Here is a 24,337-nt window from a genome sequence, read left to right on the forward strand (position 1 = left end):
CAGCAACACTTTGAGCAAGGTTTTAGAAACATGGAACGCAATCCCATTTTCCACCAGACTCGGTTGCGGCTGGCAGCTTGGTATACCCTCGTCATGGGCGGTATTTTAGGGCTATCTAGCTTGGGGGTTTATAGTGTGGTTGCCCATGCTTATCGTGAAACCATAGACCAGGGATTGCAATCAGTCGCAAACGCACTCCATAAAAGTATTGAACCAGCTTGGCAACAACCTGGACAATTACAACGCCTGAATAAAGAATTTTCTTTAGAATTATGTGTGGCTCAGACAAATTGTTTGCCTAAAACAACATCCATTAAAAAATCAATAACAGAGGCGGCGAATCCAGTTAATTACTATATACGCTTATTGGATCGCTCAGGAAAAATTTTTGCCAGTGGAGGCATGGAATTTAACAGTTTCTCGATTACCTCAGCATTAGAGCATTGGCAAATATTAACAGATTCCTCTGGTACTCGATACCGCGAAATCACTTTACCTTTGTATACTCAAAACCGGGTTTCGGGTTATCTACAAGTGGCGCGTAGTATCACTGATTTAGAACAACATCTTACTTATTTAAGATTAATTTTAGTGTTGGGATTGTCAATTTCCATGATTTTTGTTGGTTTGTCTAGTTGGTGGTTGGCAGGAAGGGCAATGCAACCTGTATATCTTTCCTACCAACAAATGCAACAATTTACTGCTGATGCTGCCCATGAGTTTCGCACACCTTTAGCAGCAATGTACTCTACTATTGAGGCTGCTATCAAGTTACAGCAAGAACCAAAAGCCAATGGTGGAATTTTAGATGTACTGAAACGCCAAAATCGCCGCTTATCACAATTAGTTGGAGATTTGTTGCTATTAACGAGGATAGACCAAAAACAACTAACAGGAGAATATCAGCCTTGCTGTTTGAATGATTTAATTAGCGATTTAACTGAGGAATTAGCATTTTTGGCAGTAGAAACTAAAGTCAATCTCTCTAAACAGGTACAAGTCTCAGAGAAACTGTACATTGTGGGAAATGAAGAACAACTTTATCGCTTAATTTCTAACTTAATTGTCAATGCAATTCAAGCCACATCTAGCGGTGGAAAAGTCACGATTTTTTTGGATAAAAGTGAGCTTTACGCCATGATTAAAGTTGAAGATACAGGAATTGGTATTGCCCCAGAACATCAACTGCGAATTTTTGATCGCTTCTACCGAGTCGATCGCGATGCCTACGGCGGGCTGTGCCTACGCTCTCGCACGTCTGGCGGTTCGGGATTGGGATTAGCCATAGCGATCGCGATCGTCCAAGCACACAAAGGCAATATTCACGTTCAAAGCCAACCTGGGCTAGGTAGTACATTTACAGTTCGACTTCCTCTTTTACCGTGATTTCTGGAAATAAATGTTGCTATCTAGTACGCCACGGCGTAAATAGAGCAACCATCTAAAATCCCTAAAAAGTCTATTCCATAATACTTTTGACTTTTGACTTCCGCCTTGCGGTACTAGTACAGCACGGCGGAAATAAGCGTATTGCATACAAACGAAAAACGCTATATATTTTCCTGCGGATAATTGGGCCAAAGTTTATTTTTTTACCTTATTATTAACATCCTATTGTGATTTTTCATTCTCAAGATAGAGTAAATTAGCAGACCTTTATACATACGTATTTTTCAGACATCCTACTGGCTTAATCGTGCAAAAAAATTTTATAAACATGGAAATTAAGTTTGCATAAAAAGCAAATGACTCCGCTAGTTGCTTGCCTATATTGTATTAACAAACGACGAGTTGAGGCGCAAAAAGAGCAATCAACTAATAGCTAAAAACTCATCTAAATTAAGAGGTTTGTAATTATGTATCACGTATTGTTTACCGAATTATCCAACGGTCTACAGAGATTGCAACTGCCGGACTAGCTTTTTTAGGTTTGGGTGCTAGTGACGTTCCCGATATTTCACAAGGATACGGCCATTAAGTTGAGCAGCTAAAAAAGAGCAATCAATTAATACATGAGTCCGATAGAGTTTATCAAGCAATAAATTAGAGAGAAATCCTCTAATTTATTACGACAAAATTGACCTTTTAATTCTCCGTCGCCAACTCATGTAGCTAATACTAAAGGTTACTAAAATCAAAATGACGAGGTTTGTAACTATGTCTCCCGAATTGTTTACAGATTTATCCAATGAGCAACAAGAAGTTGTAGCTGGTGGTGCTGATTTTCAACTAGATGTGAGTTTTTTCGCAGCAGACGAAAATGTTCTCAATGGCGATAGCAGTTCTGATCCTAGTGGCAGCAATGCTTGCTCTAACGGGAATTCTACAGATATTAAGACTGCTGGAGTAGCTTTTTTAGGCTTGGGTGCTCATGATGTTCCCGATATTTCAAAAGTATACAGCTATTAAGTTGAATAGTTAAAAAACGGCAAGAAACTAATACATGAGTTCGATGAAAATAATTTGACAATGAAAGAATTAGAACAATCAACCTTTCAACCCTCAATCGCGAACTCATGTAGCTCATTCTAAAAGTTCATCAAAACAAAATTAGGAGGTTTGCGGCTATGTCTTACGAATTGTTTACAGATTTATCCGATGAGCAACAAGAAGTTGTAGCTGGTGGTACCGATTTTCAAATAGATGCTACTTTTTACAACGCTAATGAAAATATTCTAAATGGTAGCAGTTCTTCAGGACCACATGGCAGCACAGCTGATTCTAATGGTAAGTCTAAAAATATTAAGACTGCTGGACTAGCTTTCTTAGGCTTAGATGCTAATCACATTCCTGACCTTTTAGACTACCACTGAAAAATAATCCACGGAGGCGTTATTTAAAACGCCAGCATTGGGAACATTAGCGGCACACTTGAAAGCAATTTGGTACTAAAGATTCTACAGGTGACCCATAATAAGACGATTATATGGGTCATCTTTTGTTCCAAAGTAGTATTTGACATTCCGCTGTTGTAGTTTTGTGGTATTCAAGGTTGATCATCTTTGGGTGCTTACAACGTTACTAAATAAAATAGTTGATTATTTTGCTGTTCGTGTTGTTGCAAACTGTAGAGACGAACTAATACTATGTCTAACGATATCAAAAACCAAAATGCTGAATTATTCATTGATTTATCTGAAGAAGATCAAGAGGTTGTGTCTGCTGGAAGTTTATTTTCTTCACTTAATAACGATGGGTTTTTCGTCCAAAGGACAAATATAGAAACTTTCGCTATTAATGAAAGTAATATTTCTGACGGAGATTATAGTTTTTCTACTAAGCAAGAAACTGGATATGCGCTTTCGCAAACCACGATTGGATTTAGTGGACAAGGTGGTAGACGAAGTAGCCTAAGCTTCTGCGATAAATTATTTTTGATATTTTTATTATAGTGAAAACTACTTACTTGGTTGAGAGTATCTGAAGTTAACAGTGTTTATTAATTCAAAAATATCGCAACAGATTGACAACATTTTAGGGTAGTAGTTGTCATTATGTAAGGTAATTTATCGATGAAATACCAGTTTGTTAAACAGCATAGTGAAGAAGACTGCGGAGCTGCTTGTCTTGCTGCTATTGCCAAATATTATGGACGTACTTTTACTCTCAGCCGCATCCGTGAAGCTGTAGGTACTGGGCAATTTGGAACTACTTTATTGGGGTTGAAGCGTGGAGCAGAAACACTTGGTTTTAATGCTCGTCCAGTGAAAACTTCCCCAGAACTTTTCAACCGAATGAATGAAGCGCCTTTACCGGCAATTATTCACTGGAAAGGCAATCATTGGGTTGTTTTATATGGTAAGAAAGGCAAAAAATGTTTAGTTGCAGATCCGGCTGTAGGCGTCCGCTATCTTTCTCAACAAGAGATAGCAGAAGGTTGGACAGATTGGTTGATACTTTTATTGGAACCCGATCCAATACGATTTTTTGCCCAAAAGGATGAGAAAGTTGGCGGTTTTTGGCGTTTCTTCAAGCGCGTTTGGATTTATCGCGCCATTCTCGCTCAAGTTTTGCCTCTTAATATGATGTTGGGTTTGCTGTCTTTAGCTTCTCCTTTTCTGCTGCAAATTCTGACTGATGATGTGCTAGTTCGAGGTGATACAAAATTACTCACGACTGTAGCGATCGCAGTTGTAGTGATGAATGTTGTTTCGCGTAGTCTGTCGTTTGTACAGTCTAACTTAATAGCTCATTTTGCACAACGTCTACAATTAGGGCTAGTTCTAGAATTTGGGCGGCAAATTCTGCGATTACCTCTCTCTTATTACGAAGCCCGTCGCAGTGGTGAAATCGTTAGCCGCCTGCGAGATATTGACCAAATTAATCAATTAGTTGCTCATTTAATTATCAGTCTACCCAGCCAATTTTTTATTGCCCTGATTTCTTTTGGTTTCATGACTTTTTATAGCTGGAAACTTACAGCAGTGGCTGTAATTATTGCTGTAGTTATGAGCATCTCTACGGTAGTATTCCAGCCTACTTTGCGCCAAAAAACTCGTGAACTTTTAGTCCAGGAAGCCGAAACCCAAGGGGTTTTAGTAGAAACATTTAAAGGTGCTCTTACTCTCAAAACTACTACATCTAGACCGCAATTTTGGGACGAATTCCAAAGCCGATTTGCTCGTCTTGCTAATGTAACATTTAGTACGATTCAAATTGGGATTATCAATAATACTTTCTCTGGCTTTGTTGCCAGTATTGGTGGCGTTATTTTGCTTTGGTTCGGTGGAAATTTAGTGATTAACCCAGCGGAACATCTGAGTATTGGGCAATTACTTGCTTTTAACTCCATGAATGGAAACTTTCTGGGTTTAATTGCGACTTTAATCAGTTTTGTTGAGGAATTCACTCGGGCAAAAACAGCCACACAACGCCTCACAGAAGTTATAGACGCTACTTCCGAAAATGAGGGCGATGAGATAAAGCCTTTTGCAGAAATTCCCGGTGATGCTGATATACTTTGTACAAATATTAACTTTCACTATGCTGGTCGACTTGATTTAATCGATGACTTTTCTTTAACCATTCCTGGTGGAAAAGTTATTGCTATTATCGGCAAATCAGGTTGTGGTAAAAGTACTCTAGCTAAATTAATTGCTGGCTTATATCCATTACAATCTGGCAATCTTCAGATTGGACTTTATAACCTCCAAGACCTTTCTCTTGATTGTCTGCGTCAGCAGGTAGTTCTTGTTCCCCAAGAGCCTCATTTTTGGAGTCGTTCTATTGTGGAAAACTTCCGCTTAGGCGCACCCCAGGTTAATTTTGAGCAGATTGTAAGAGCTTGCCAAGTTGCAGAAGCTGATGAATTTATCAGTAAGTTACCTGACAAATATCAAACTGTTTTAGGTGAATTTGGCGCAAATCTTTCTGGTGGGCAACGTCAGAGATTGGCAATAGCAAGAGCCATTGTTACAGATCCACCAGTTCTCATTTTGGATGAATCTACTGGTGGGCTTGACCCAGTAAGTGAAGCGCAAGTTTTGGATAAATTATTTAAGCATCGCTGGGGTAAAACTACGATTTTAATTACTCACCGTCCTAAGGTAGTGAATCGCGCTGATTGGATCGTATTGCTAGATCAAGGTAAGTTGAAACTTCAAGGTTCTTTGGAAGAGTTGCGAACAAAACCGGGAGATCATATAGACTTTTTAATTCCTTAAATATTTTCAATTATTCGGAGAAACATGCTTTATACGCATAATCAAAAATTTCTACCATCAATTCAAAAGGATGAGTTTCTTCCTCCTATTAGTGCTTGGACATCATTAGCTGGAATATTTCTTGTCGGGACTGTTGGTTCGGCGATCGCTCTCTCTTCACGGGTTAAATACAATGTCATGGTGGAAACTGCTGCGACTGTTCGTCCCATAGGCGATACCAAGCTAGTGCAACCAGAAATGGAAGGAACTGTTGAAAGTATCTTTGTAAAAGAAAATCAGATTGTCAAAAAGGGAGAAGCGATCGCTCGTCTCGATACGGAGCAACTGCAAATCAAAAAAAGCCAACTGCAAGGCAATATTGAACAGGGTAGATTGCAACTAATTCAAATTGATGCCCAAATCGGCACTTTAGATACTCAAATCCTGGCTGAAAAAAGATTCATCGAGCGGAGTGTTTCTTCTGCAAAAGCAGATTTGGCACGCAATCAACGTGAGTATCAAGAAAAACAAGTTACTACCGAAAGCGAATTTCTGGTTTCCAAAGCAAGTTTGCAAAAAGCCAGGGCAAATTTACAAAAAGCTCAAGCTGATTTAGACTTTGCTAAGATGGATAGCGATCGCTATGAGCAATTAGCACAAGTTGGCGCAATCAGTCGGCGTGAATTTGAGCAGAAAAAATTAGTTGTTGAGCAGAGTAAATTAATACTTGAAGCTGAAAGAATATCTATTGAAATTGCTCAAGCTAAATTGCAATCAGCTAAAGTTGTGGTCAATCCCAGTATGGCAATAATTGCGATCGCTCAAGAACGCATTGCCCAAGAAATTGCTAGAGGTGAAGCAACCATTGCTACTTTAAACAAAGAAAAACAAGCTTTGATGCAGCGACAAGTTGAAATGCAAACCCAACTCAAGCAATATCAAAAACAACTTCAACAAGTTGAAACTCAACTGCAAAATAGCATTATTCGCGCCACTAGTGACGGTATCATTCTCAAGCTCAATTTGCGAAATCCTGGTCAAGTTGTGCGTGCTAGCGAATCTATTGCTGAGATTGTTCCTCAGAATACTCCTCTGGTGATTAAAGCAATGATTCCCACCGCAGAGATTAAAAAAGTTGCAGTTGGTCAAAAAGTGCAATTACGAGTCGATGCCTGCCCATATCCTGATTATGGTACTCTCAAAGCTGTTGTTAGCGCCATTTCTCCCGATGTAATGACAACCCAAAGTAACAATATTAACGCATCTATATCAACTCCTGCAGCTGGGTATTTTGAAGCAACTATTCAACCTGAATTGCTGACATTTGGCAGTAGCGCTCATCAGTGTCATATCCAATCAGGTATGGATGCAAAAGCTAATATTATCTCCCAAGAAGAGACAGCGCTGCAATTTATGCTGAGAAAGGCCAGGCTAATCACTGATCTATGAGCAGATATGAATGTAATCTCTAGTGTTTACCCACCAAAACTTCTTCTTTACTGGCATAGATGAGGAAGATAATTTTGTCCTTTTTATATTTAGCAATGGCGAGAAATCTCACATAAAATACGTTAATGATTCACTGTGAAGTTTTCGGAAATCATCATGGCACTTTTTGGCAATTATTTTGTACACGTTGACAGTTTTTTTTGGCATAAATATGCCGTGGGTTGCATATAACTTTTCTCTTATGCTACTAAAATAGCTGACATAACAAAATTATGTGAGCATAGAATTGTGTACGCAAATTATACTTTTAATTGTCTAAGTTATGTCCCTTGTTCGGTTTCTGACATCTTACCATAGTCTTCAACAAGCATTGCAGTGGTGGTCTTATAGGCAGTCAATTAAGCTGTTTTTAGAAGCAGAGAAAATTCGGGATGATTTATTACAAGACTCTTTTACAATACGTCGCAACTTAGATTTGTTATCAGTAGATAACCTAAATTTATCAGGCAATAGAATTCAAGAATGCTTAAATCACATTGATAATTTTCATCATTCTTTAGTGCAATTGAGCGATCGCTTATTTCCAGTATCCCTTCAAGATAGCTTTCCGCTAGCTATTGAGTGCTTATTAGAACCTTGGCTAGCATCCAATCGCCAGTTATATTTTCAAATCGATATGCCAATCTATTGGCGACATGAGCCAGCTGAACGCAGTCTGATTGTTTTAACGGCTTTAAATGAGTTGCTGACCATATCTTTACCAGAAATTTTGGCACCGACATCAATTTATATCAATTTGAAAGAACAAAAAGATATCGGGCAATTAGTTGTAGAAATTACTTATCCTAATATGGCTACATTTGTCCTTTATTCTAGAATACCAGAACTAAAATATCTTTGTGAAAGCTTTCGTTTATTAACCTCAGGCAAATGCTTTAGACATAGTAAAAACTTAAAGATTACTTGGTACTTTTATTGGTAGTTAATACCATTGTTTTTGTTCATCTACCCTTTAAATATTATCCATATAATTCCCATAGAACTAATATAATCTATCCACAAATAATTAGCTAATGTAGATGATAAGAGAAACTTTATAGTTGTGTACTCAATCAGCAGGCTGTTAATTATGAAACAAGAGCTATCCAATAAGGCATTGCTGAAAATTTTGGTAATTGATGACCATGAATCAGTTTTAGGTGGAACGGTAGACATCCTACAAAAACATTACCCCGGTGCTGAAGTTGTTACTGCCATAAATGCTAATAATGCTCTCAATCAAGTTATTAACTCTAACTTAGACCTTGTGGTCATGGATCTTTCTATTCCAGAAGATTATGGGATGACGGCGCGGCCTGATACAGGTGTTCAACTTCTCAGAACTTTGATGAAACACCATCCCAACTTAAATATTATTGTCCAAACCGCTCATGTCAGAACACTAGTAAGAATTAGACCTGATATTGATAGTCATAAAGGAGGTTTCACAGTGGCGGATAAAAGTCTTTCTACCCAAGAAATGTTGACTAGAGTTGATTGGGCATTGCAGGGATTAACTCATACGAAAGATATCAAAGGAATCTATTCAGCATTAGAGTTTAAACCAGAGTGGCTTAGAGTGCTAACTCTCGCATTTGAGGAAGGATTACAAGATAAAACTATTGCCGAACGAATGTGTATATCTGAACGAATGGTGCGTCATTACTGGAGTAAACTACAAGACGCTTTAAATGTTTATCCTGACGAGGGGAAAAATATTCGTATTCAAACTGAAATACGGGCTAGAGAAGAAGGTTTAATTGATTAGTTGATCATTAATCATTAAGGGCTTTATGTCAGGAATATTTAGTAAAATTTAATTTTTATATATTAAATTGAAGATTTACTTATACCTAAAGACTAGGAGAAAGGTTTATGCAGCCTGGGCTTTGGAAAATAATCAAAAAAGAAATTAGCGTTTGGCGTGTAGGTGTATTACCAGGAATTGTAGTTATTGGATTAGTGATAATTGCTCATTTTAGTGGTTCAATGCAATCTTTAGAGTGGCTAGCTTTTGATAGTCTTCTCCGTCTGCGTCCTGAAGAACCTATAGATGAACGAATCGTGCTTGTGGGAATTAATGAAGATGATATTCGCTCTCAGAAAGATTATCTAACAGATTCTTCAATATCAGATAGAGATTTGGCAGCATTGTTGTGGAAACTACACGTGTATAAACCCAGAGTTATCGGTCTTGATATTTATAGAGATTTAGCAGTTGACCCTGGTCATCCAGAACTAGTTGCAGCTTTTAAAAATATCAAAAATTTAATTGCTATTGAAAAAGTATTGCCTAAGCAAATTGCTGCGCCACCAGGATCATTCCCTGAACAAATAGGCTTTGCCGATCAAATTACAGATGGTGACGGTAAACTAAGGCGAAGCTTATTGGCAATATCAACATCTCAAGGATACAAGTTATCGTTATCTCTACGTTTAGCAGAAGCTTATTTAACTCATGAAGATATTACCTTAAAAAATGGTATTGCCGATCGCACTACTATAAAGCTTGGCAATACTGTACTACCAAGATTTTTCGCCAATGAAGGCTATGTACAAACCGATGCAGCCACAGTTCAGATACTGCTCAATTTTCGTAGTGGTCGAGAAAGATTTAGAACTATATCTTTAAATGATATTAAAAGCGACAAATTTAATTCAGACTGGGTGCGCGATCGCATTGTCATTATTGGCATAACTAGCCCTAGTCGTAAAGACTTCGTAACTACATCTAAGCAACTTACAAAAGGGCAAGTTTATGGAGCGGAAATCCAAGCACATGCTGTTAGCCAACTTGTTAGTGCAGTGGTTGACGATAGACCACTCTTAGACACTTGGGAAGATGGATGGGAATATCTGTGGATTTTTGCCTGGGGTTTTTTAGGAATTGCGATCGCTCGATTGACTAAATCTCCTTTGGCAAATCTAATAGTTGTTGGTATTACTAGTGCTAGCCTAGTGGTCACTAGTTATTTACTCTTAACTTGGGGTTGGTGGGTTCCAGTAATACCAACAATTCTTGTTTTAGCTGTAAATGGTATAGAACTTACTGCTTTATATCAATGTGATAAAGTTTTGCGATCGGGACTTAAAGCTAGGCAAGATGTTATTGAACGCACATTTGAAACAATTCACAATGGACCACTACAAAGTCTGGCTAAAGTTTTGAAACTGGTTCGATCCCAAGAATTGCCAATCAAAGAATTGCTCCCAGAATTGGAAAAAGAACTTGATAAATTAAACCACGAACTCCGGGGAATTTATGAATTTTTACAACGAGAACCTCCAACTCAAGATAGTAGTCTTTATTTAGGAAATACTCTAGTATTGAATTTGCAAGACCCTCTTCACGAAATTCTCTATCAAGTTTACAGTTATACTCTAGCGCGAGACTTTCCTTGCTTTAGAACCATTAAAATTAAAATCCGTAGCTTTGGGCCTATAGATGAGCGATGCTTGAGCATTGAACAAAAGCAAGGACTCTGCCGATTTTTAGAAGAAGCTTTGTGCAATGTCGGCAAACATGCGACGGGAGTAACCCGTCTCGAAGTCGCTTGCTTTTCATCTGAAGGTTGGTACACTTTGAGCATTATAGATGATGGGTTGGGTATCAACTCATCTAGGGAAGGTCGCGGTACACAACAATTTAGAAATTTAGCAAGACAACTCAAAGGTAAATTTCAACGAGTCCCCCTTTCTTCTAGAGGAACTATTTGTGAATTGTCTTGGCCTGTAGGCAAATTTTGGTTCGGTAATAAATAATTTGAAGAAGTCATCATTTAGAATGATTGAAAAATCAACCATGCTAACTATAGCCCTTTGGGCATCCCTCCTTGTTTACGAGACGCTATGCAAACGTCTACACGTAGCTCAGAGGTGGAGTGACTCCGACTCCGTTCAGTTTCAGTCGAGGTTTAAATTACTGTCTGAAACTCTCTTCTGTACAAGACGCTGCGCGTAGCTTGCTTCCCTGTGAGAGTACAATTTTGAATTGTTAATTACCCTAGCTCTAATACATGTATTTTTCGGAAATAGCTGGCTTCATAAACCTATAGATTTTTCTCCTCAACTATGTAATTAAGATGTCATAAAAAACTAATGAATTTATTAGTTAATTTTTATATATTGAATAACATGATTCCCAAATTTTTAGACTGTTCGGGAATATGAGGCAAATCAATAATTAGTTAACTTAATATTAATAGGGGTAAAAACATGGTAGGATTAAATTACTTGTTTACCCAATTTGAACCACGTTCAGATTTAGAAAATGCCCAACCAGATGACAAAAATGTTGAGGCTTTAGCAGACACCTGGAGTCATTACCTCAAAACTTTACATGAAGCTATTGCTGAGTTAAATACAGCCAAGCAAATGGCTCAAAGAGATTACGAAAAAGTCCAAGCTCTTGCGATCGCTTGCGAAAAACAAATGCAAATTGCCTTAAGCAACTCCAACGAAGAACAGGTTCGTCAGGCACTAGCCTATAAACAAATTTATACTGCAAGGGCACGACAACTAAAAACCTTAATGGAACGTCATGTTATCCATATCAGCACTCTTAAAAGCCAACTAGCTTTTTGGGGCAATCAAGTACTAACTTGAACTTTTTATTACATAATTACTCCGAATAAGCGCAGTAATAACACAGATAATAAGATATTGAGTGAGAATTTTTAACAAGCCTTTCCCCTTGTTCTCTTCCACATACTCAATCCCCATTGCCCCTTATCCCCAGAGGGGCCCCGAGTTCCCCAATCCCCTACTTTTTCATTGACCTGCCTAAGTCCTAAATATTTTGCTCATTAACCGTGCCACTATAGAAAACAGAGCTGCAAATTGAGCAATAGGAAGACTAAAGAACACTGTGCAGATAACATTCTTAGGGACGAGTTCCGGTGTACCCACGCGATCGCGCAATGTTTCCAGTGTCGCTCTGAGATTACCCCAAAGAGCAGAACTATGGTTATTTGATTGTGGCGAAGGCACCCAGCATCAAATTATGCGGAGTGAACTGAAAATCAGTCAACTCTCCCGAATTTTTATCACCCACATGCACGGCGACCACATCTTTGGCTTGATGGGACTTCTTGCTACTTGCGGCTTGGCTGGCAATGTGGAGCGAATTGATATCTATGGGCCACCTGGATTAAATGATTACATTCAATCCGCTTCACGTTACTCCTACACGCACTTTTCTTATCCAATCAAAGTTCACGCTATCCGTCCAGGGGTAATTTATGAAGACGAGGACTTCACCGTTAGCTGCGGTAATTTACATCACCGGATTACAGCTTTTGGCTACCGCGTAGCCGAAAAAGACCGATCGGGACGCTTTGATATAGAAAAAGCCAAGGCGTTGCAAATTCCTCCTGGTCGGATTTACGGTCAACTCAAGCGCGGTGAAACAGTTACCCTTGCTGATGGACGGGTGATTGATGGCACTCAATTATGCGGCCCTACAGAAATTGGTCGAAAGATTGCCTATTGTACAGACACAATTTATTGTGATGGTGCAGTGGAATTAGCTCATGATGCAGATGTTTTAATTCACGAAGCAACTTTTGCCCATCAAGATGCAGACATGGCTTTTCAGCGATTGCATTCCACAACCACAATGGCAGCGCAAACAGCTTTAGCCGCTGGAGCACATCGACTGATTATGAGTCATTTTAGTCCCCGCTATGCTCCCGGAAACACCTTGGAGTTGAAGGATCTCCTCAAGGAAGCCCGTGCTATTTTTCCCCGTACTGATATGGCCTACGATTTCATGATTCATGAAGTACCCAGGCGACGGGAAGTAGAGTTAACCAAGGTAAGCGTTTAAATTTTGGACTTTCTTGCAGAACACTACGCTCAGTCGGACGATTTTAGATTTTAGATTTCTTATTGAACCCTTCTAATCTAAAATCTAAAATTAACCAGGCTCTATTTTGGAGTTTAGTAGTCCCAATCATAACGTCCAGCAAATAGACAGCAGTTGAGTTTTGCGAGTAAGTCAACTAGTTAACCAACAATTTACGGTTAACTAAGTGTATCAATAATATACAAATAGTATGGTTTAAATATTTTTCTTAATCTGTTTTTTAGATTACAAGTTACCAAAAGAACTTTAATATATAAAAATGTCGGGAATCAAAGAATTTTTTACTCAAATACTTAGGAAAAATAATTAATTTTTCGTCAAGATTTTTCTTACTTAAATAAAATTTTTATTAAAAATTTATTCTTCCAACACTGATTAAGAATTTATATGCATGAATTGATGAACATGAAAGCGCCAGTTGGCATAATATTGTGCCAAGTGAGCTTGTCATTGTTGGAAGAAAAATTAAGTATGCTATTGCGGCTATTAGGTGTAAAAAAATCATTTCACATTTTTCATAAATCTTCCAAATAAATATAGTGTTTCGATATTAGAGGAGTTTGATAGTGGCTAAGACTAGTCTGAATCAAGAGCAACAGGTTACTACTTCAGCACAAAGTGCAGATGACATCAGACAATTATCTACTATTTTGCTTCGTCGACGCCTTCTGATCTTTGGGGTTTCCTGTGTAGTTATGTCAGCTGCTAGCCTCCTGGCTGTAATTGCCAAACCTACTTACCAGAGCAATATGCAGATATTGGTGAATTCTAATTTATCTGAAGGGGCACAATCAAATAATATCCCAGTAGGGGCAGATACTCAGGTTACTGATTCCAATTCTCAAGTTGTTGATTCCACTACTCAGATGAAACTCATGCTGAGTTCTAAGTTGCTTCAGAAAGCCGTAGATTTACTTCATTCTGATTATCCTGATATTACCTTAGGGGATATTAATGGCCAAACAGAACAGAACAAAAAAGCACCTTTACAAGTGACACCAGAAGAGGGAGGTATAGGAGCTAATAAAGTTTTTAATCAAGTATTTAAAGTTTCTTTCACGGATGGCGATCCAGTCAAAGCACAAAGAGTACTTCAATCTCTACAAAAAGTCTATCAAAAGTACAACAAAGATCAACAAAAAGAACGTTTGAATCAGGGAATGGCTTTTGTAAATGCTCGCCTACCTGAGATAAAAAAAGAAGTGAGTAAAGCTGATAAAAATTTGGAACAGTTTCGCAAGAAACATAAATTACTCGATCCCCAAGTCCAAAGTAAAATTTTGCTAGAATCTCTAGCCGATATTCAACAACAGCTACAAACCACTCGTGCAAACCTTCAAGATGTAAACGCTCGCTACGATAACCTAGAGCAACTAATAGCGACTTCGTCTCAGCAGAATACACTAATTTATTCTCGTTTAAATCAGTCAAGCCGCTATCAAGCATTATTAAGTGAAATTCAAAAGACTGAACTAGCGTTGGCTAAGGAGCGACTCCGCTATACAGACGATTACCCATCGGTACAAAAACTAAAGCAGCAACGCCAAAGTCAACTGTCGCTATTACGACAAGAGGTGAAAATTATTACTAATAGCAGTAAGGAAAAACCGCTATTCCAAGGACAAATGGTAGGGGTTGATCCAACGCTATTAGATGAGTTTATTTTGGTACAGACAACTGTTTTAGGACTAACTGCCAATGAAAAGAATCTAGCCGAGTCAGAACAGCGAATCCGCTCTGAGCTAAACAAATACCCAAGTTTAATAGCAGAGTATAATCGTTTGCTGCCAAAGGTAGAAACTAGTCGCAAAAGCCTTGAACAACTACTCCAGGCGCAACAGTCCTTGGGACTGAAAATTTCTCAGGAAGGATATAACTGGCAAGTTTTGGCAGAACCTTCTCCAGGAACTTATATGGGGAACAACAGATTATTACTTTTGGTTGGAGGAGCCGTAATTGGGCCGATTTTAGGTATCTTAGCAGCCCTAATTTTAGAAAAATTTAATGACGCTATTTATAGTGCCGGAGATTTAAAGAAACTGACGAACCTACGTGTACTAGGGTCAGTACCAAAACTACCATCGCGTGGCGTCAAAAAGCCGCGGCTGGGACTGCCTTGGAATGGGCGGCGAAGCTCAGATTCTTCTGTAATAGAAGCCAGTACTAAATTGCCTGTCCATGAAACCTTGGACATGATCTACCAAAATATTCAAATATTAAAATATCCCTTACCCTTCAAGTCGCTGATGTTTACTTCAGCACTACCAGGAGAAGGGAAGACAACCTTAGTCTTAGGGCTTGTAGCTAGCGCTACCCGGATGCATCGACGAGTATTAGTGATTGATGCTAATTTGCAGAATCCGAGCCTGCACAAAATCTTGGAACTATCCAATGACTGGGGATTATCTTTGTTATTAGTTGATGAGACAACTACTGATTTTCAAGATTACATCCAGCCCATTCACCCCTCCATTGATATTTTGACTGCTGGGCCGGAACCAGAAGACACGGTGAAGTTGCTCAGTTCTCAACGGATGAAAGAACTAATAGAGTTGTTTGAGCAAAGTTATGACCTAGTACTGATAGATGCTCCACCTATTTTAGGCACGGTTGATGCCAGGATTGTGGCATCTTTTTGCAATGGTATTGTGATGGTAGAGCGCATGGGGAAAGTGACTCGAACTGAACTGACTCAAGCAACAGAAATTTTGAGTAAGTTGAATTTAATTGGAATTATTGCTAACGAAGTGAGCAATTCTCAAAAGGTATTGGCATCGTAGAGTGAAGAAGTAGGGGGCATTGGGCACTGGGCATTGGAAAGAGGCAGAGAAGAAAAATCTCCGATTAAGTGGCTTGCAATTAATGGGGTTGAAGTCTCATATAAATTCCAACCTCTTACCTCCTGCCCCCTTCACCTGATTTCTACCTTATAGCTAAAGCAAAATGCATAATTAGTAGGAGGTGGCAACCTCCTGCGTTGGAGAAGTGTCTCATCTTAAAGTAGTAGACGCCATAATCTAGAGCGTCAATTAGATACTAGTGTGATTAGATGATCAGCATGAAATTCCAACTTTATTTAGGCTCTTTATTTTCCCAGATTAAAGTACGTCATTGGTGGGTCGGTGTCTTGTTGTGGATAGCTTTGGTTGCTCCCGCTCAAGCATCAGTAATCCTGCGCGTGGCAATTGAGAAGGGAGTTAATCAGGTAAAAGTGGGCAGTTCCACCACTGGGATCGTCAAGGATAGTACTGGCCGGACTCTCGGACAGTTACCAGCGATGAGTGCATATTATGCCCAGTCCGTTCCTGGTGGAGTTGCTTTAGATAAATGGCAGTCTGGTTTATTTTGGATTGAGCCAACTGGTAAAGGATTTGTTTATATTGGCGATCGCTGGTATCGGGGCAGAACTCTGGTTGTCCCCACAGACAAAGGCTTAACCGCTGTTAACTGGGTTGATGACCAAGAGTATCTCTACAGTGTTCTCGGTGGCGAAATGGATGCTAGCTGGCCCCAAGAAGCTTTAAAAGCCCAAGCGATCGCAGCCCGCACCTATGCCCTCTACGAACGAGAAAAACAACGAAATAATCCCGTTTACGATTTAGGCAATACCCCAGATCGCTGGCAAATTTACAAAGGGGTCATCAGTGAATCTCCTGCCACTTATGCCGCAGTGGATTCCACACTAGGTCAGGTCCTAACTTACAAAAACCGAATTATTCTCTCAGTCTTCCACGCTTGTTCTGGAGGACACACCGAAAACGTCGAAGATGTTTGGGGGAATACCCTCCCTTACCTGCGTGCTGTTCAAGACTACGATCAAAATGTCCGCGAGTGTAATTGGGTGAAAACCTTCTCGCCCAGTGAGATTAGCGCTAAATTTCCTGAGGTAGGCAGTGTGACGGCGATGATTCCAGAAACATACTCACCTTTCCGCAGTGTTAAAGTCTTGAAAATTGTCGGCAACAAGGGTACAAAGGTGCTACAAGGCGAGGAAGTGCGAACAGCCCTTAAGTTAAAAAGTACCCGCTTTAGCGTCGCCAAGGGAGCCGATGGTAGTTTTGTACTGCAAGGGCTTGGCTTCGGTCATGGTTTAGGCATGAGTCAGTGGGGGGCGTACAATCTGGCTCGGCAAGGAGTAAACCACCTGCAAATTTTGGGACATTATTATCAAGGTGTAGCCCTAACACCAATTCAGGCGAAGTAATCAGGGACTGGGCATGGGGCACTTGTACTGAGCGGAGCCGTAAAGCCTGCGGCATAGCTACGCTTAGGGCGCAGCCTCTCCAAGAGTTGTATTGGGTATTGGGCAGGGATCAATAGTTCTTCTTCCTCTGCTCCCCCTGCCTCCCCTGCTCCTCTACTCCTTTGCTCCTATTCTCCACTCCCGCGTTCCAAGCGTTTTTGCCATTCAGCGTCAATTTGTGCAGAACGCTCAACTTCCTGGTCGAGTAAGTCAGTTTCGCTAGAATAGACTAAATCTTCGTTGCGGATGACTTTTTCTGTCGCAAATTGTTGGGCATAGTCGATTTTTTGTTGCAAAGGTGCATCAGGACTTGCCAATAGCCTTGCTCTGGAAAGGCGATCGCGGTTGCGATCGCCTATTTTGCGATTACGCCACCGAATCCAGAAATAACGCAATAACGGTATGCTTAAAAAACCTCCTCCGTAAGCCAATAGCAACCAATAAATTCCTTGGACAAAAGCTACCAGTCCACCTAATTGGACGGCTACTGTGCCATCTCTCAACAAACTTCCCAGCACTAAAGCACCAACAAAATTTAGTACCCCCAAGCCGGCACTCAGCATAATTTGCCCAGAACTGGCGGCACTAAAACGCCAGGGAAATTCCTCCAAGTGATCTGATATTGCATGACGGCGCTTTTTAGTTGCACTCACCTGCAACTCTGGGAAGTAATAAACAATTTGCCCTTCTGAACTTACCGTCGGTTGCCCATTAAATCGCATCAGAACAGGCAACATATAATCTTCGTACTCTCTTGTATATCCCTCGCCAATATCATCCAAATATGGGGCAATTTGTTCTGCTACCACTGCGCCACGGTTAATCCGAATCACTGTAGCAATTTCTTGCCAGCGACGTTCTTCTAAGTTGGCATTAGGATTACCATCGCCAAACAAAAACGAAAACACAGCTTCAAAGAAATTTAGATTGCTTTCTTCTCGGCTTTCACGTCGCCGTTCCTGGTAGTGAGTGTCATAATTTGGGGTAAGATACCAGAATAAATTTGGAAAATAGAAGAACCCCCCACCGCCAAAATTACTGCCCCGATTGTCGCCGTCACGGTCTGAATTGAGAGAGGTAATGATAATGAAGATGGTAACAGTTATCAGGGCAATGGAAACAGTTAAGAAAATTCCAAAAGAAATGCGAATCAGGTAAAACAGAACACTCCAGACTTTTTTCCACCATTCTTGCAATCGGAGCCGAAAGTATTTATTACGCAAAATTGCTCGAAAGTTTTGTGGAAAAAGGTAAACTATATCACCTGAATCCGCTACTTGCAAATGTCCCCCAGCATCAGATGCCAGGGCTAACAAACTTTGGTTAGCTTCAGCGACGTTCAATCCTGCCTGAGTTGCCACATCACCAACGGTGACACGGTAACCCAGTTGTTCCACAGCTTGCATGATGGTGGGACTAGGAGCCATTGCTCTCGCCTCCTGTTGAAACTTATTCCCCTTTTATTAAGTATAAAGTTTTATTTTGAGCGACTTGGCAGGCCCAGGATTAAAGCATGAAATCATGAAATATATATATAAATCACATGAATTTGGCAAACCGACACCAAGTCGATAAACCAACAAATGACCTTACGCCCAGTATGTTATAATTGTTTCCCTCAGCTTGGTTAACCAGCAAATTTTCTGCTCAAATATGGTTCAGTACACTCTCGCTCAAAGCCCAGAAATTATCCTTACTGTTTCTGGAAAAGATTCAGCCAAAGCTCGTGATAAAGCAATGGATCAGCTGATGGAGCTGATGGATGCAGGTAAGCTACCCACGGAACTGGAAGAAGGATTTGGCCCTCAACAATTAATTGAGGTTAAAGAGTCAACTATTGATACTGCTAGCGGTGAGGATACGATTACACAAGCTGTCCAGGTTCTGAGTAACCTGGCCACGCTCAAGCTGAAAGTTCAGGAATCACGAGCTGAAGCGCTAGAAATTCGCAAAGCGGTTGATGTTTTGTTCACCGACGAGTCCGTGACGGAAGAGGAAATTACTCGACTCAAGGAAGGTTTTAAAGTTCTCAAGAATTTTGCCCAAGCTAATGTGCGTTACCAGGAAGCGCGATCTAAAGCAGAACAGGCTCGGCAAACTCTGGATCAAGCTCTTAAATCGCCTGACAAATAACATTTACAGAGTCAGATGTATTGAGATGCATCTTGAAAATGTAATTAAATACTCTAAAAGACAGGCATAACAGCCTGTCTTTTAGATTTACTGGGGCGCTAGGATTCGAACCTAGGGATGGCGGGACCAAAACCCGCTGCCTTACCACTTGGCTACGCCCCAACAACTTTACTCTAGTTAATATAGCAGTTAATCCTGGGTTAATGTCAAGTACTTTAATAGTTGATTTCAGATAATGGGTTTTTACAGCAAGATATTGATTGGTCGGAATGCTTGCACTTAGCCTCTTTCATCAGTTTGGGGTGAACTCTTGAATCTTCGTGGTTAAGGCACTAAATTTTGCGATCGCAATTCCTTTGCATCTAAAATCTGCTTTACCTGATGGTGAACGCCTTGGGGTCGTAAATCCAATCTTCTGCAATGCCCGTGAAATCCTGCGCTTACTAATCTCGTCTTCCCACAGTTGCCCTATCTTCGCTTCGATCTTATCTCCGCGCTCGTTCACAAACGCCCAAAACTTTTCCCTATCGGCGATCTTTTGTCCCTTGCTTCGACAGTGAGCGTACATGTTCCTTTTTGGCTTTGCGCTGGAACCATAGATTAATCTTGTTGCAACTGATGTTGAACAGTTCACTTGCTTTGCTTTTCTTGAGACCATCCAATTCAATCGCTTAGTTCACCTTTTGCTGGAAGTCATAACTATAGGGTTTAGCTATTGGAGATCGCGCACAGACTACAAGGATTTTTATAATCTATGTCCTAATATCATTAGGCTACAGCTATATCTAGGTCTACACCGTTTCAACGTTGCTTGTGACAAAAGTAACGCAGAAGGCCTAATCAAGTATTTTACTGCTAAAGAAAATCAAGATTTAGCAGTGGTCAAATTTCTCCAAAAGCCTTTTTTTAACGGGATTTATCAATTTTTTTTAGATATGTACTTTACAAAAATGCCATTTCTTGAGCCTGTCAAGAATAAACAGTATTCTACACTTTTGCCTGTAACTGTTCTGATAAAAAAACTCCCACTTCAGGAATTTTATAGTGTTTTTGACAAGCAAATAATTAATCAATTGTAATTAGTTCGAGAGCTATTTTTTGTCTAGTTAGAAAATGGAAAATTTTAGCTATTTTAATCAGTATAATTATTGAATAACTATTTTGGGATTTACTGAGTATCCAGTTACTCGTTTTAGTAGAAAACATAGCTTTACCTATAGACATACCTCTGAGCTTTTGAAGTATGCGATAATTAGCAGTTTTGAATACCGATCCACAGTTAGGTGCTGTATTATCTTGATGTTCTTTTGCCCAAATTTGTCTTGAAATTAGAGGATTTTCGGTAAATTCTGTACGTTCAAACTTGAAAACTGCACTCAATATAAGTTTCGAGTGCATACCAGTAAATATAGTTTCACGATAATCTCGGGCAATTTGACTATTTTGAAGTGTTTTTACACATCCATCCTCAAAGAAAGTTACACTTTCAACAAAGTCATATATTGTACATTCATGTTGTCTTCCTCTACCAGCATTCATTGCTAATGCACCACCAATAGTTGCCGGTACAGACGCAAGATAATAAAAAGAATTCATGGAGTTTTGGTAACAGTACTTTAGTACTTCCATAACTGAAACAGAAGAGGATACTTCTAGTCTATTTTCAGGTAGAGGATTTGTGTACTTAGGCAGTTTATTTTTCAATATCAATGATTGGATATTCTTTCTCACAAACAACGTGTTAGAGCCATTTCCAATTATGTAAACATTTACTTTGTTTTCTTTGGCCCAGTTACAGTACTTCTGAAGGTCATCTACACTATTAATCTCTCCTACTCGCTCAAAGTGATGTTGAGTTCTATAGTGTGAAAGACTGTTTGATGTTAAAGACTCAATCTTCAAATTAGACATCTTAACCCTTTCTACTCCTTATTGCATTCAGCGTTACGTTCGATTATCAACTACTCCTTGTAAAATCGCTTCAACTAAATAATTTTTGGATTCTATGATTTTTGATTCTAGGATTTCAGATACTGCTTCATAATCAATATCAAAGATTTGGTTGTTCAGTATTTGAGATTTTAGTTTATCCGAGAATATCCGATTTACCAAACCTAAATCATTAAGTAAATCTGTTACTTTGTTCGATTTATCATTAGGAACAAATACGTTAAAAAGTTTTTTAAATATAATGGAAAACACAGCACCGTGATAAGTATTAGTTACGATGTAAGATGCTTGGCTATATAATCCAATCCATTCTTTTGGACTCGCAGCTTCTAAATTTATTTGTGCCAATGGATTATATTTACCAACTGAAATTATAGTGAGGTTTTTCTCTTTTGCCAGTAATTTAATAAAATTTTCTTCTTCTGGTTCTATATCAGCTTGAATATATAACAAAAGATATTTATCTTGTGTTTTGGGAAGACTTTTAAGTGCATCATACTTAATTAGAAAAGTAGGATCTAAAACCTTTACAGCTTCTTTGTTGCATTCATTGCTAATAATTTTTAAACTATTAGAATCACGAACTGAAATACTTTGAAACTGATTAATTAAGGTAGATATTTCTTGATGATAATTTCCTAATTTTATGGTGTTACCAAAACTTGCTGCATAGCTTATCTTACGAGTAGTTTTATTGTTAACAAAATCCAAAAAGAAAGAAGAATTATATCCTCTAAAAGAATCTAGACACCATATTTGGTCACTGCCACATATTATTAGATCGTATTTGTCATGATAGTATTTCAAAGCTTTTTTATCATAAACTTTTCTGTTGCTTAACTTAACATTAGAAAGTAGAAATCGTCTCATTTTCCAAGCTCTTGAAATATAGATTAAATATTTTTCATTAAACCGAATTTTTTTAATTTCTTTTTTACTTTCATTAATGCTAAATCTTACCCTTTTGATAGGAAGTAAAGGCCTAAAATATATCCATGCTATCTTAAGAGGTCGATAATCTATTATTTCAACATCATACCCTTGGCTGTTAAGAAAATTCCAGAGAGCATAAGCTTGCAATGTTGCTCCGTAATTGTCTACGTGGTGAAAAGTTAGAATTCCGATTTTCATCTTTCCTATCTCTGATAAACTAAACTATGAGTATGGCGTTAATTATGACAGCTAACATTTTTTGCTAACTAATTTTATAAGTTTGAATAAATCTGTTTTTTTAATATAAATTATCATAATCTAACTAAATTGAATTAATTTAGAAAATTTAAAAAACTTAATTACTTGATTATTTATACATAATACAGCTTACACTTTCTTTTTTATTTTGATATTCAAACTTTCTGCTAAGTCAAGTACCTTTCTGAAAAGCTTTGGCGATATTACTGATAAAATAAAAATATAAATAAAAATACCAAATAACAATGAAGTAGCTAGTAACATCCATGCTTCGAGAAATGTTCCCAAGAAGTATTTAGTCGCTAATATAGTTGCAACCATTGCTACAGAAGCTACTAAAGGTACTATATATAAACGCAGATAATTAGTTAAATTAATTTTAATAATTTTGTTTATAGCTAATAACGAAATAGGTAAGAGCACGTAACCACGAACTACATAAGCAGATGCAACAGCTACGATGCCCCATTTGACTACCAGAGCAAAAGCGACGACATTAGTAACTGTATTTATCACTTGTATCCATAGCCTCCATGAAGGTTTACCTAGTGCCAGAATTACAGAATTATTATAGAAGAAAATTAGGTGAATAGGACCTATAAGCGATAGTATTTGTAATACTGGAATGCTCTGAACCCACTGTTCGCCAAAAAAGACTTTTATAAATTCAGTTGCCAACACTGGTACACACAGAAATACTGGAAACACAAGGAGACTTGTGAACTGAGTAGCACTATAGAAAGCATTTAGTAACCGTTCTGGTTCTCCCTGTAACCGAGAAAATATTGGTAGTGCAACCTTAGTTGTAGTAGCGATCAAAACTTGCATCATTACTTGAAGCAATTTGTAAGCAACCGAGTAATAACCTAATGCGACTAGTCCTAAAAAGTAGCCAATTAGTAAGTCATCGGCTCGGCGATTGAAAAAGTTAATTATATTAAACGCAGATATATTAATTCCAAAGGTAAAAAGTTCTTTAGCATGTATGGCAGAAAATTTGAATCCTGGTCGCCAATCGCTAACTCGCCATAAGACTAAAACCTGCACTAAACTACTGGATATTTGTTGACCTACAAGACTCCAAACGCCAAAGTGTAAAAAAGCCATCACTACGCCAACTATACCGCCTACGATCACTGCTAATAGTGAGCGTATTGCTAAACTTTTAAAAGCGAACCGACGTTCCAGAATCGCTTGCTGCACACTGCTCAATCCACTAAGCGCAAAGCTTATAGATAAGCATTGAATAATTGGTATTAACTGGGGTTGTTTAAATAAATCAGCTGCTAATCCAGCGCCAGCAATACTTAAGACGGTCAAGAGTATACTAATTCCTAAAGTTGTCCAGAATGCAGTGTCTAAGTGCTCTGCATCTATCTCCTGACGCTGGATAATCGCTACAGAGAATCCTTGGTCAACAAAAATTTGTACAAATTCAATAAAAACATAAGCTAGAGCAATTAAACCAAAAGTTTCTGGACTAAGTAAACGAGCTAGAATAAAGAAAACAACTAAAGAGATTGCTTGGCGTCCCCAACTTTCAATAGCAGTCCAAAATACGCTTTTAACAGCTTTTTCTCGTAAATTTGATGAGTTTTGAGGTGATTCCATTAAGAGTTTACCGATAAAAGAATCTAAAGTAGATGTAGTTTTGATGCTCCCAGCTTTAGGTCGCTGGATTATTTTTTAACGCCACTTAGTCTCACCCTATTTTTTTAAGTTCTGATTACCATTAAAGGTTTCTACTGCAAAAATGGCGTATAAAGTCTATATAACAATGATTAGTGTAAGATTACGAAAAAAAATCTTTATGTTAAGTAATTA

The 24,337-nt window shown here is 38.7% G+C and carries 19 protein-coding genes and 1 tRNA gene; 14 read left to right on the forward strand and 6 right to left on the reverse strand.

Going from position 1 to position 24,337, the window contains the following annotated elements:
* Nucleotides 1-30: 30 nt before the first annotated feature.
* The 13 genes from rppB to RM347_RS15270 all read left to right on the forward strand — a co-directional run bounded on the left by rppB (nucleotide 31) and on the right by RM347_RS15270 (nucleotide 17,200).
* Entirely contained in the window at nucleotides 31-1,386 is a 1,356-nt protein-coding gene (rppB, locus tag RM347_RS15210) for a two-component system sensor histidine kinase RppB (RefSeq protein WP_322716655.1), read from the forward strand.
* 771 nt (nucleotides 1,387-2,157) lie between these two features.
* Entirely contained in the window at nucleotides 2,158-2,409 is a 252-nt protein-coding gene (locus tag RM347_RS15215) for a CTB family bacteriocin (RefSeq protein WP_322716654.1), read from the forward strand.
* Nucleotides 2,410-2,567: 158 nt separating this feature from the next.
* The gene (locus RM347_RS15220) at nucleotides 2,568-2,813 is read left to right on the forward strand and encodes a CTB family bacteriocin (RefSeq protein WP_322716653.1); all 246 of its coding nucleotides are present in this window, start codon (nucleotides 2,568-2,570) and stop codon (nucleotides 2,811-2,813) included.
* 273 nt (nucleotides 2,814-3,086) lie between these two features.
* Nucleotides 3,087-3,392 (forward strand): hypothetical protein, encoded by a 306-nt coding sequence (locus tag RM347_RS15225; protein WP_322716652.1) that lies wholly within the window; start codon nucleotides 3,087-3,089, stop codon nucleotides 3,390-3,392.
* A 120-nt stretch (nucleotides 3,393-3,512) separates the two neighbouring features.
* On the forward strand, nucleotides 3,513-5,663 hold the full coding sequence (locus RM347_RS15230; protein WP_322716651.1) for a peptidase domain-containing ABC transporter: 2,151 nt from the start codon (nucleotides 3,513-3,515) through the stop codon (nucleotides 5,661-5,663).
* 24 nt (nucleotides 5,664-5,687) lie between these two features.
* On the forward strand, nucleotides 5,688-7,091 hold the full coding sequence (locus tag RM347_RS15235) for an HlyD family secretion protein (RefSeq protein WP_322716650.1): 1,404 nt from the start codon (nucleotides 5,688-5,690) through the stop codon (nucleotides 7,089-7,091).
* Nucleotides 7,092-7,413: 322 nt separating this feature from the next.
* Entirely contained in the window at nucleotides 7,414-8,073 is a 660-nt protein-coding gene (locus tag RM347_RS15240) for a hypothetical protein (RefSeq protein WP_322716649.1), read from the forward strand.
* Nucleotides 8,074-8,220: 147 nt separating this feature from the next.
* Nucleotides 8,221-8,898 carry a response regulator transcription factor gene (locus RM347_RS15245; protein WP_322716648.1) on the forward strand — a complete coding sequence of 226 codons (678 nt, stop codon included), beginning with the start codon at nucleotides 8,221-8,223 and terminating at the stop codon, nucleotides 8,896-8,898.
* Between the two features lie 107 nt (nucleotides 8,899-9,005).
* Nucleotides 9,006-10,892 (forward strand): CHASE2 domain-containing protein, encoded by a 1,887-nt coding sequence (locus RM347_RS15250; protein ID WP_322716647.1) that lies wholly within the window; start codon nucleotides 9,006-9,008, stop codon nucleotides 10,890-10,892.
* 453 nt (nucleotides 10,893-11,345) lie between these two features.
* Entirely contained in the window at nucleotides 11,346-11,735 is a 390-nt protein-coding gene (locus RM347_RS15255) for a hypothetical protein (RefSeq protein WP_322716646.1), read from the forward strand.
* A gap of 262 nt (nucleotides 11,736-11,997) precedes the next feature.
* Nucleotides 11,998-12,957 (forward strand): ribonuclease Z, encoded by a 960-nt coding sequence (locus RM347_RS15260; protein ID WP_322716645.1) that lies wholly within the window; start codon nucleotides 11,998-12,000, stop codon nucleotides 12,955-12,957.
* 605 nt (nucleotides 12,958-13,562) lie between these two features.
* Nucleotides 13,563-15,776 carry a GumC family protein gene (locus RM347_RS15265; RefSeq protein WP_322716644.1) on the forward strand — a complete coding sequence of 738 codons (2,214 nt, stop codon included), beginning with the start codon at nucleotides 13,563-13,565 and terminating at the stop codon, nucleotides 15,774-15,776.
* Between the two features lie 278 nt (nucleotides 15,777-16,054).
* Nucleotides 16,055-17,200, forward strand: a complete 1,146-nt coding sequence (locus tag RM347_RS15270) for a SpoIID/LytB domain-containing protein (RefSeq protein WP_322716643.1) — start codon at nucleotides 16,055-16,057, stop codon at nucleotides 17,198-17,200.
* A gap of 167 nt (nucleotides 17,201-17,367) precedes the next feature.
* Here RM347_RS15270 and RM347_RS15275 read toward each other — a convergent pair whose 3' ends face one another.
* Complete coding sequence (locus RM347_RS15275; protein ID WP_322716642.1) at nucleotides 17,368-18,666, reverse strand: hypothetical protein; 1,299 nt, start codon at nucleotides 18,664-18,666, stop codon at nucleotides 17,368-17,370.
* A gap of 226 nt (nucleotides 18,667-18,892) precedes the next feature.
* Between RM347_RS15275 and RM347_RS15280 the strand changes: the two genes are divergently transcribed.
* Complete coding sequence (locus RM347_RS15280) at nucleotides 18,893-19,372, forward strand: hypothetical protein (RefSeq protein ID WP_322716641.1); 480 nt, start codon at nucleotides 18,893-18,895, stop codon at nucleotides 19,370-19,372.
* 90 nt (nucleotides 19,373-19,462) lie between these two features.
* Here the strand turns inward: RM347_RS15280 and RM347_RS15285 are convergent.
* From RM347_RS15285 to RM347_RS15305, 5 genes are all read right to left on the reverse strand, one after another.
* Nucleotides 19,463-19,534, reverse strand: a tRNA-Gln gene (locus tag RM347_RS15285).
* A gap of 130 nt (nucleotides 19,535-19,664) precedes the next feature.
* A complete protein-coding gene (locus RM347_RS15290; protein WP_322716640.1) occupies nucleotides 19,665-19,877 on the reverse strand; it encodes a hypothetical protein in 213 nt (70 codons plus the stop codon).
* 560 nt (nucleotides 19,878-20,437) lie between these two features.
* Complete coding sequence (locus tag RM347_RS15295) at nucleotides 20,438-21,283, reverse strand: FAD-binding protein (RefSeq protein ID WP_322716639.1); 846 nt, start codon at nucleotides 21,281-21,283, stop codon at nucleotides 20,438-20,440.
* A 33-nt stretch (nucleotides 21,284-21,316) separates the two neighbouring features.
* Nucleotides 21,317-22,453 carry a polysaccharide pyruvyl transferase family protein gene (locus RM347_RS15300; RefSeq protein ID WP_322716638.1) on the reverse strand — a complete coding sequence of 379 codons (1,137 nt, stop codon included), beginning with the start codon at nucleotides 22,451-22,453 and terminating at the stop codon, nucleotides 21,317-21,319.
* A 189-nt stretch (nucleotides 22,454-22,642) separates the two neighbouring features.
* On the reverse strand, nucleotides 22,643-24,124 hold the full coding sequence (locus RM347_RS15305) for a lipopolysaccharide biosynthesis protein (protein WP_322716637.1): 1,482 nt from the start codon (nucleotides 24,122-24,124) through the stop codon (nucleotides 22,643-22,645).
* Nucleotides 24,125-24,337: the final 213 nt, after the last annotated feature.

This window comes from Nostoc sp. ChiQUE02, from assembly GCF_034531305.2.
GTDB lineage: Bacteria > Cyanobacteriota > Cyanobacteriia > Cyanobacteriales > Nostocaceae > Nostoc.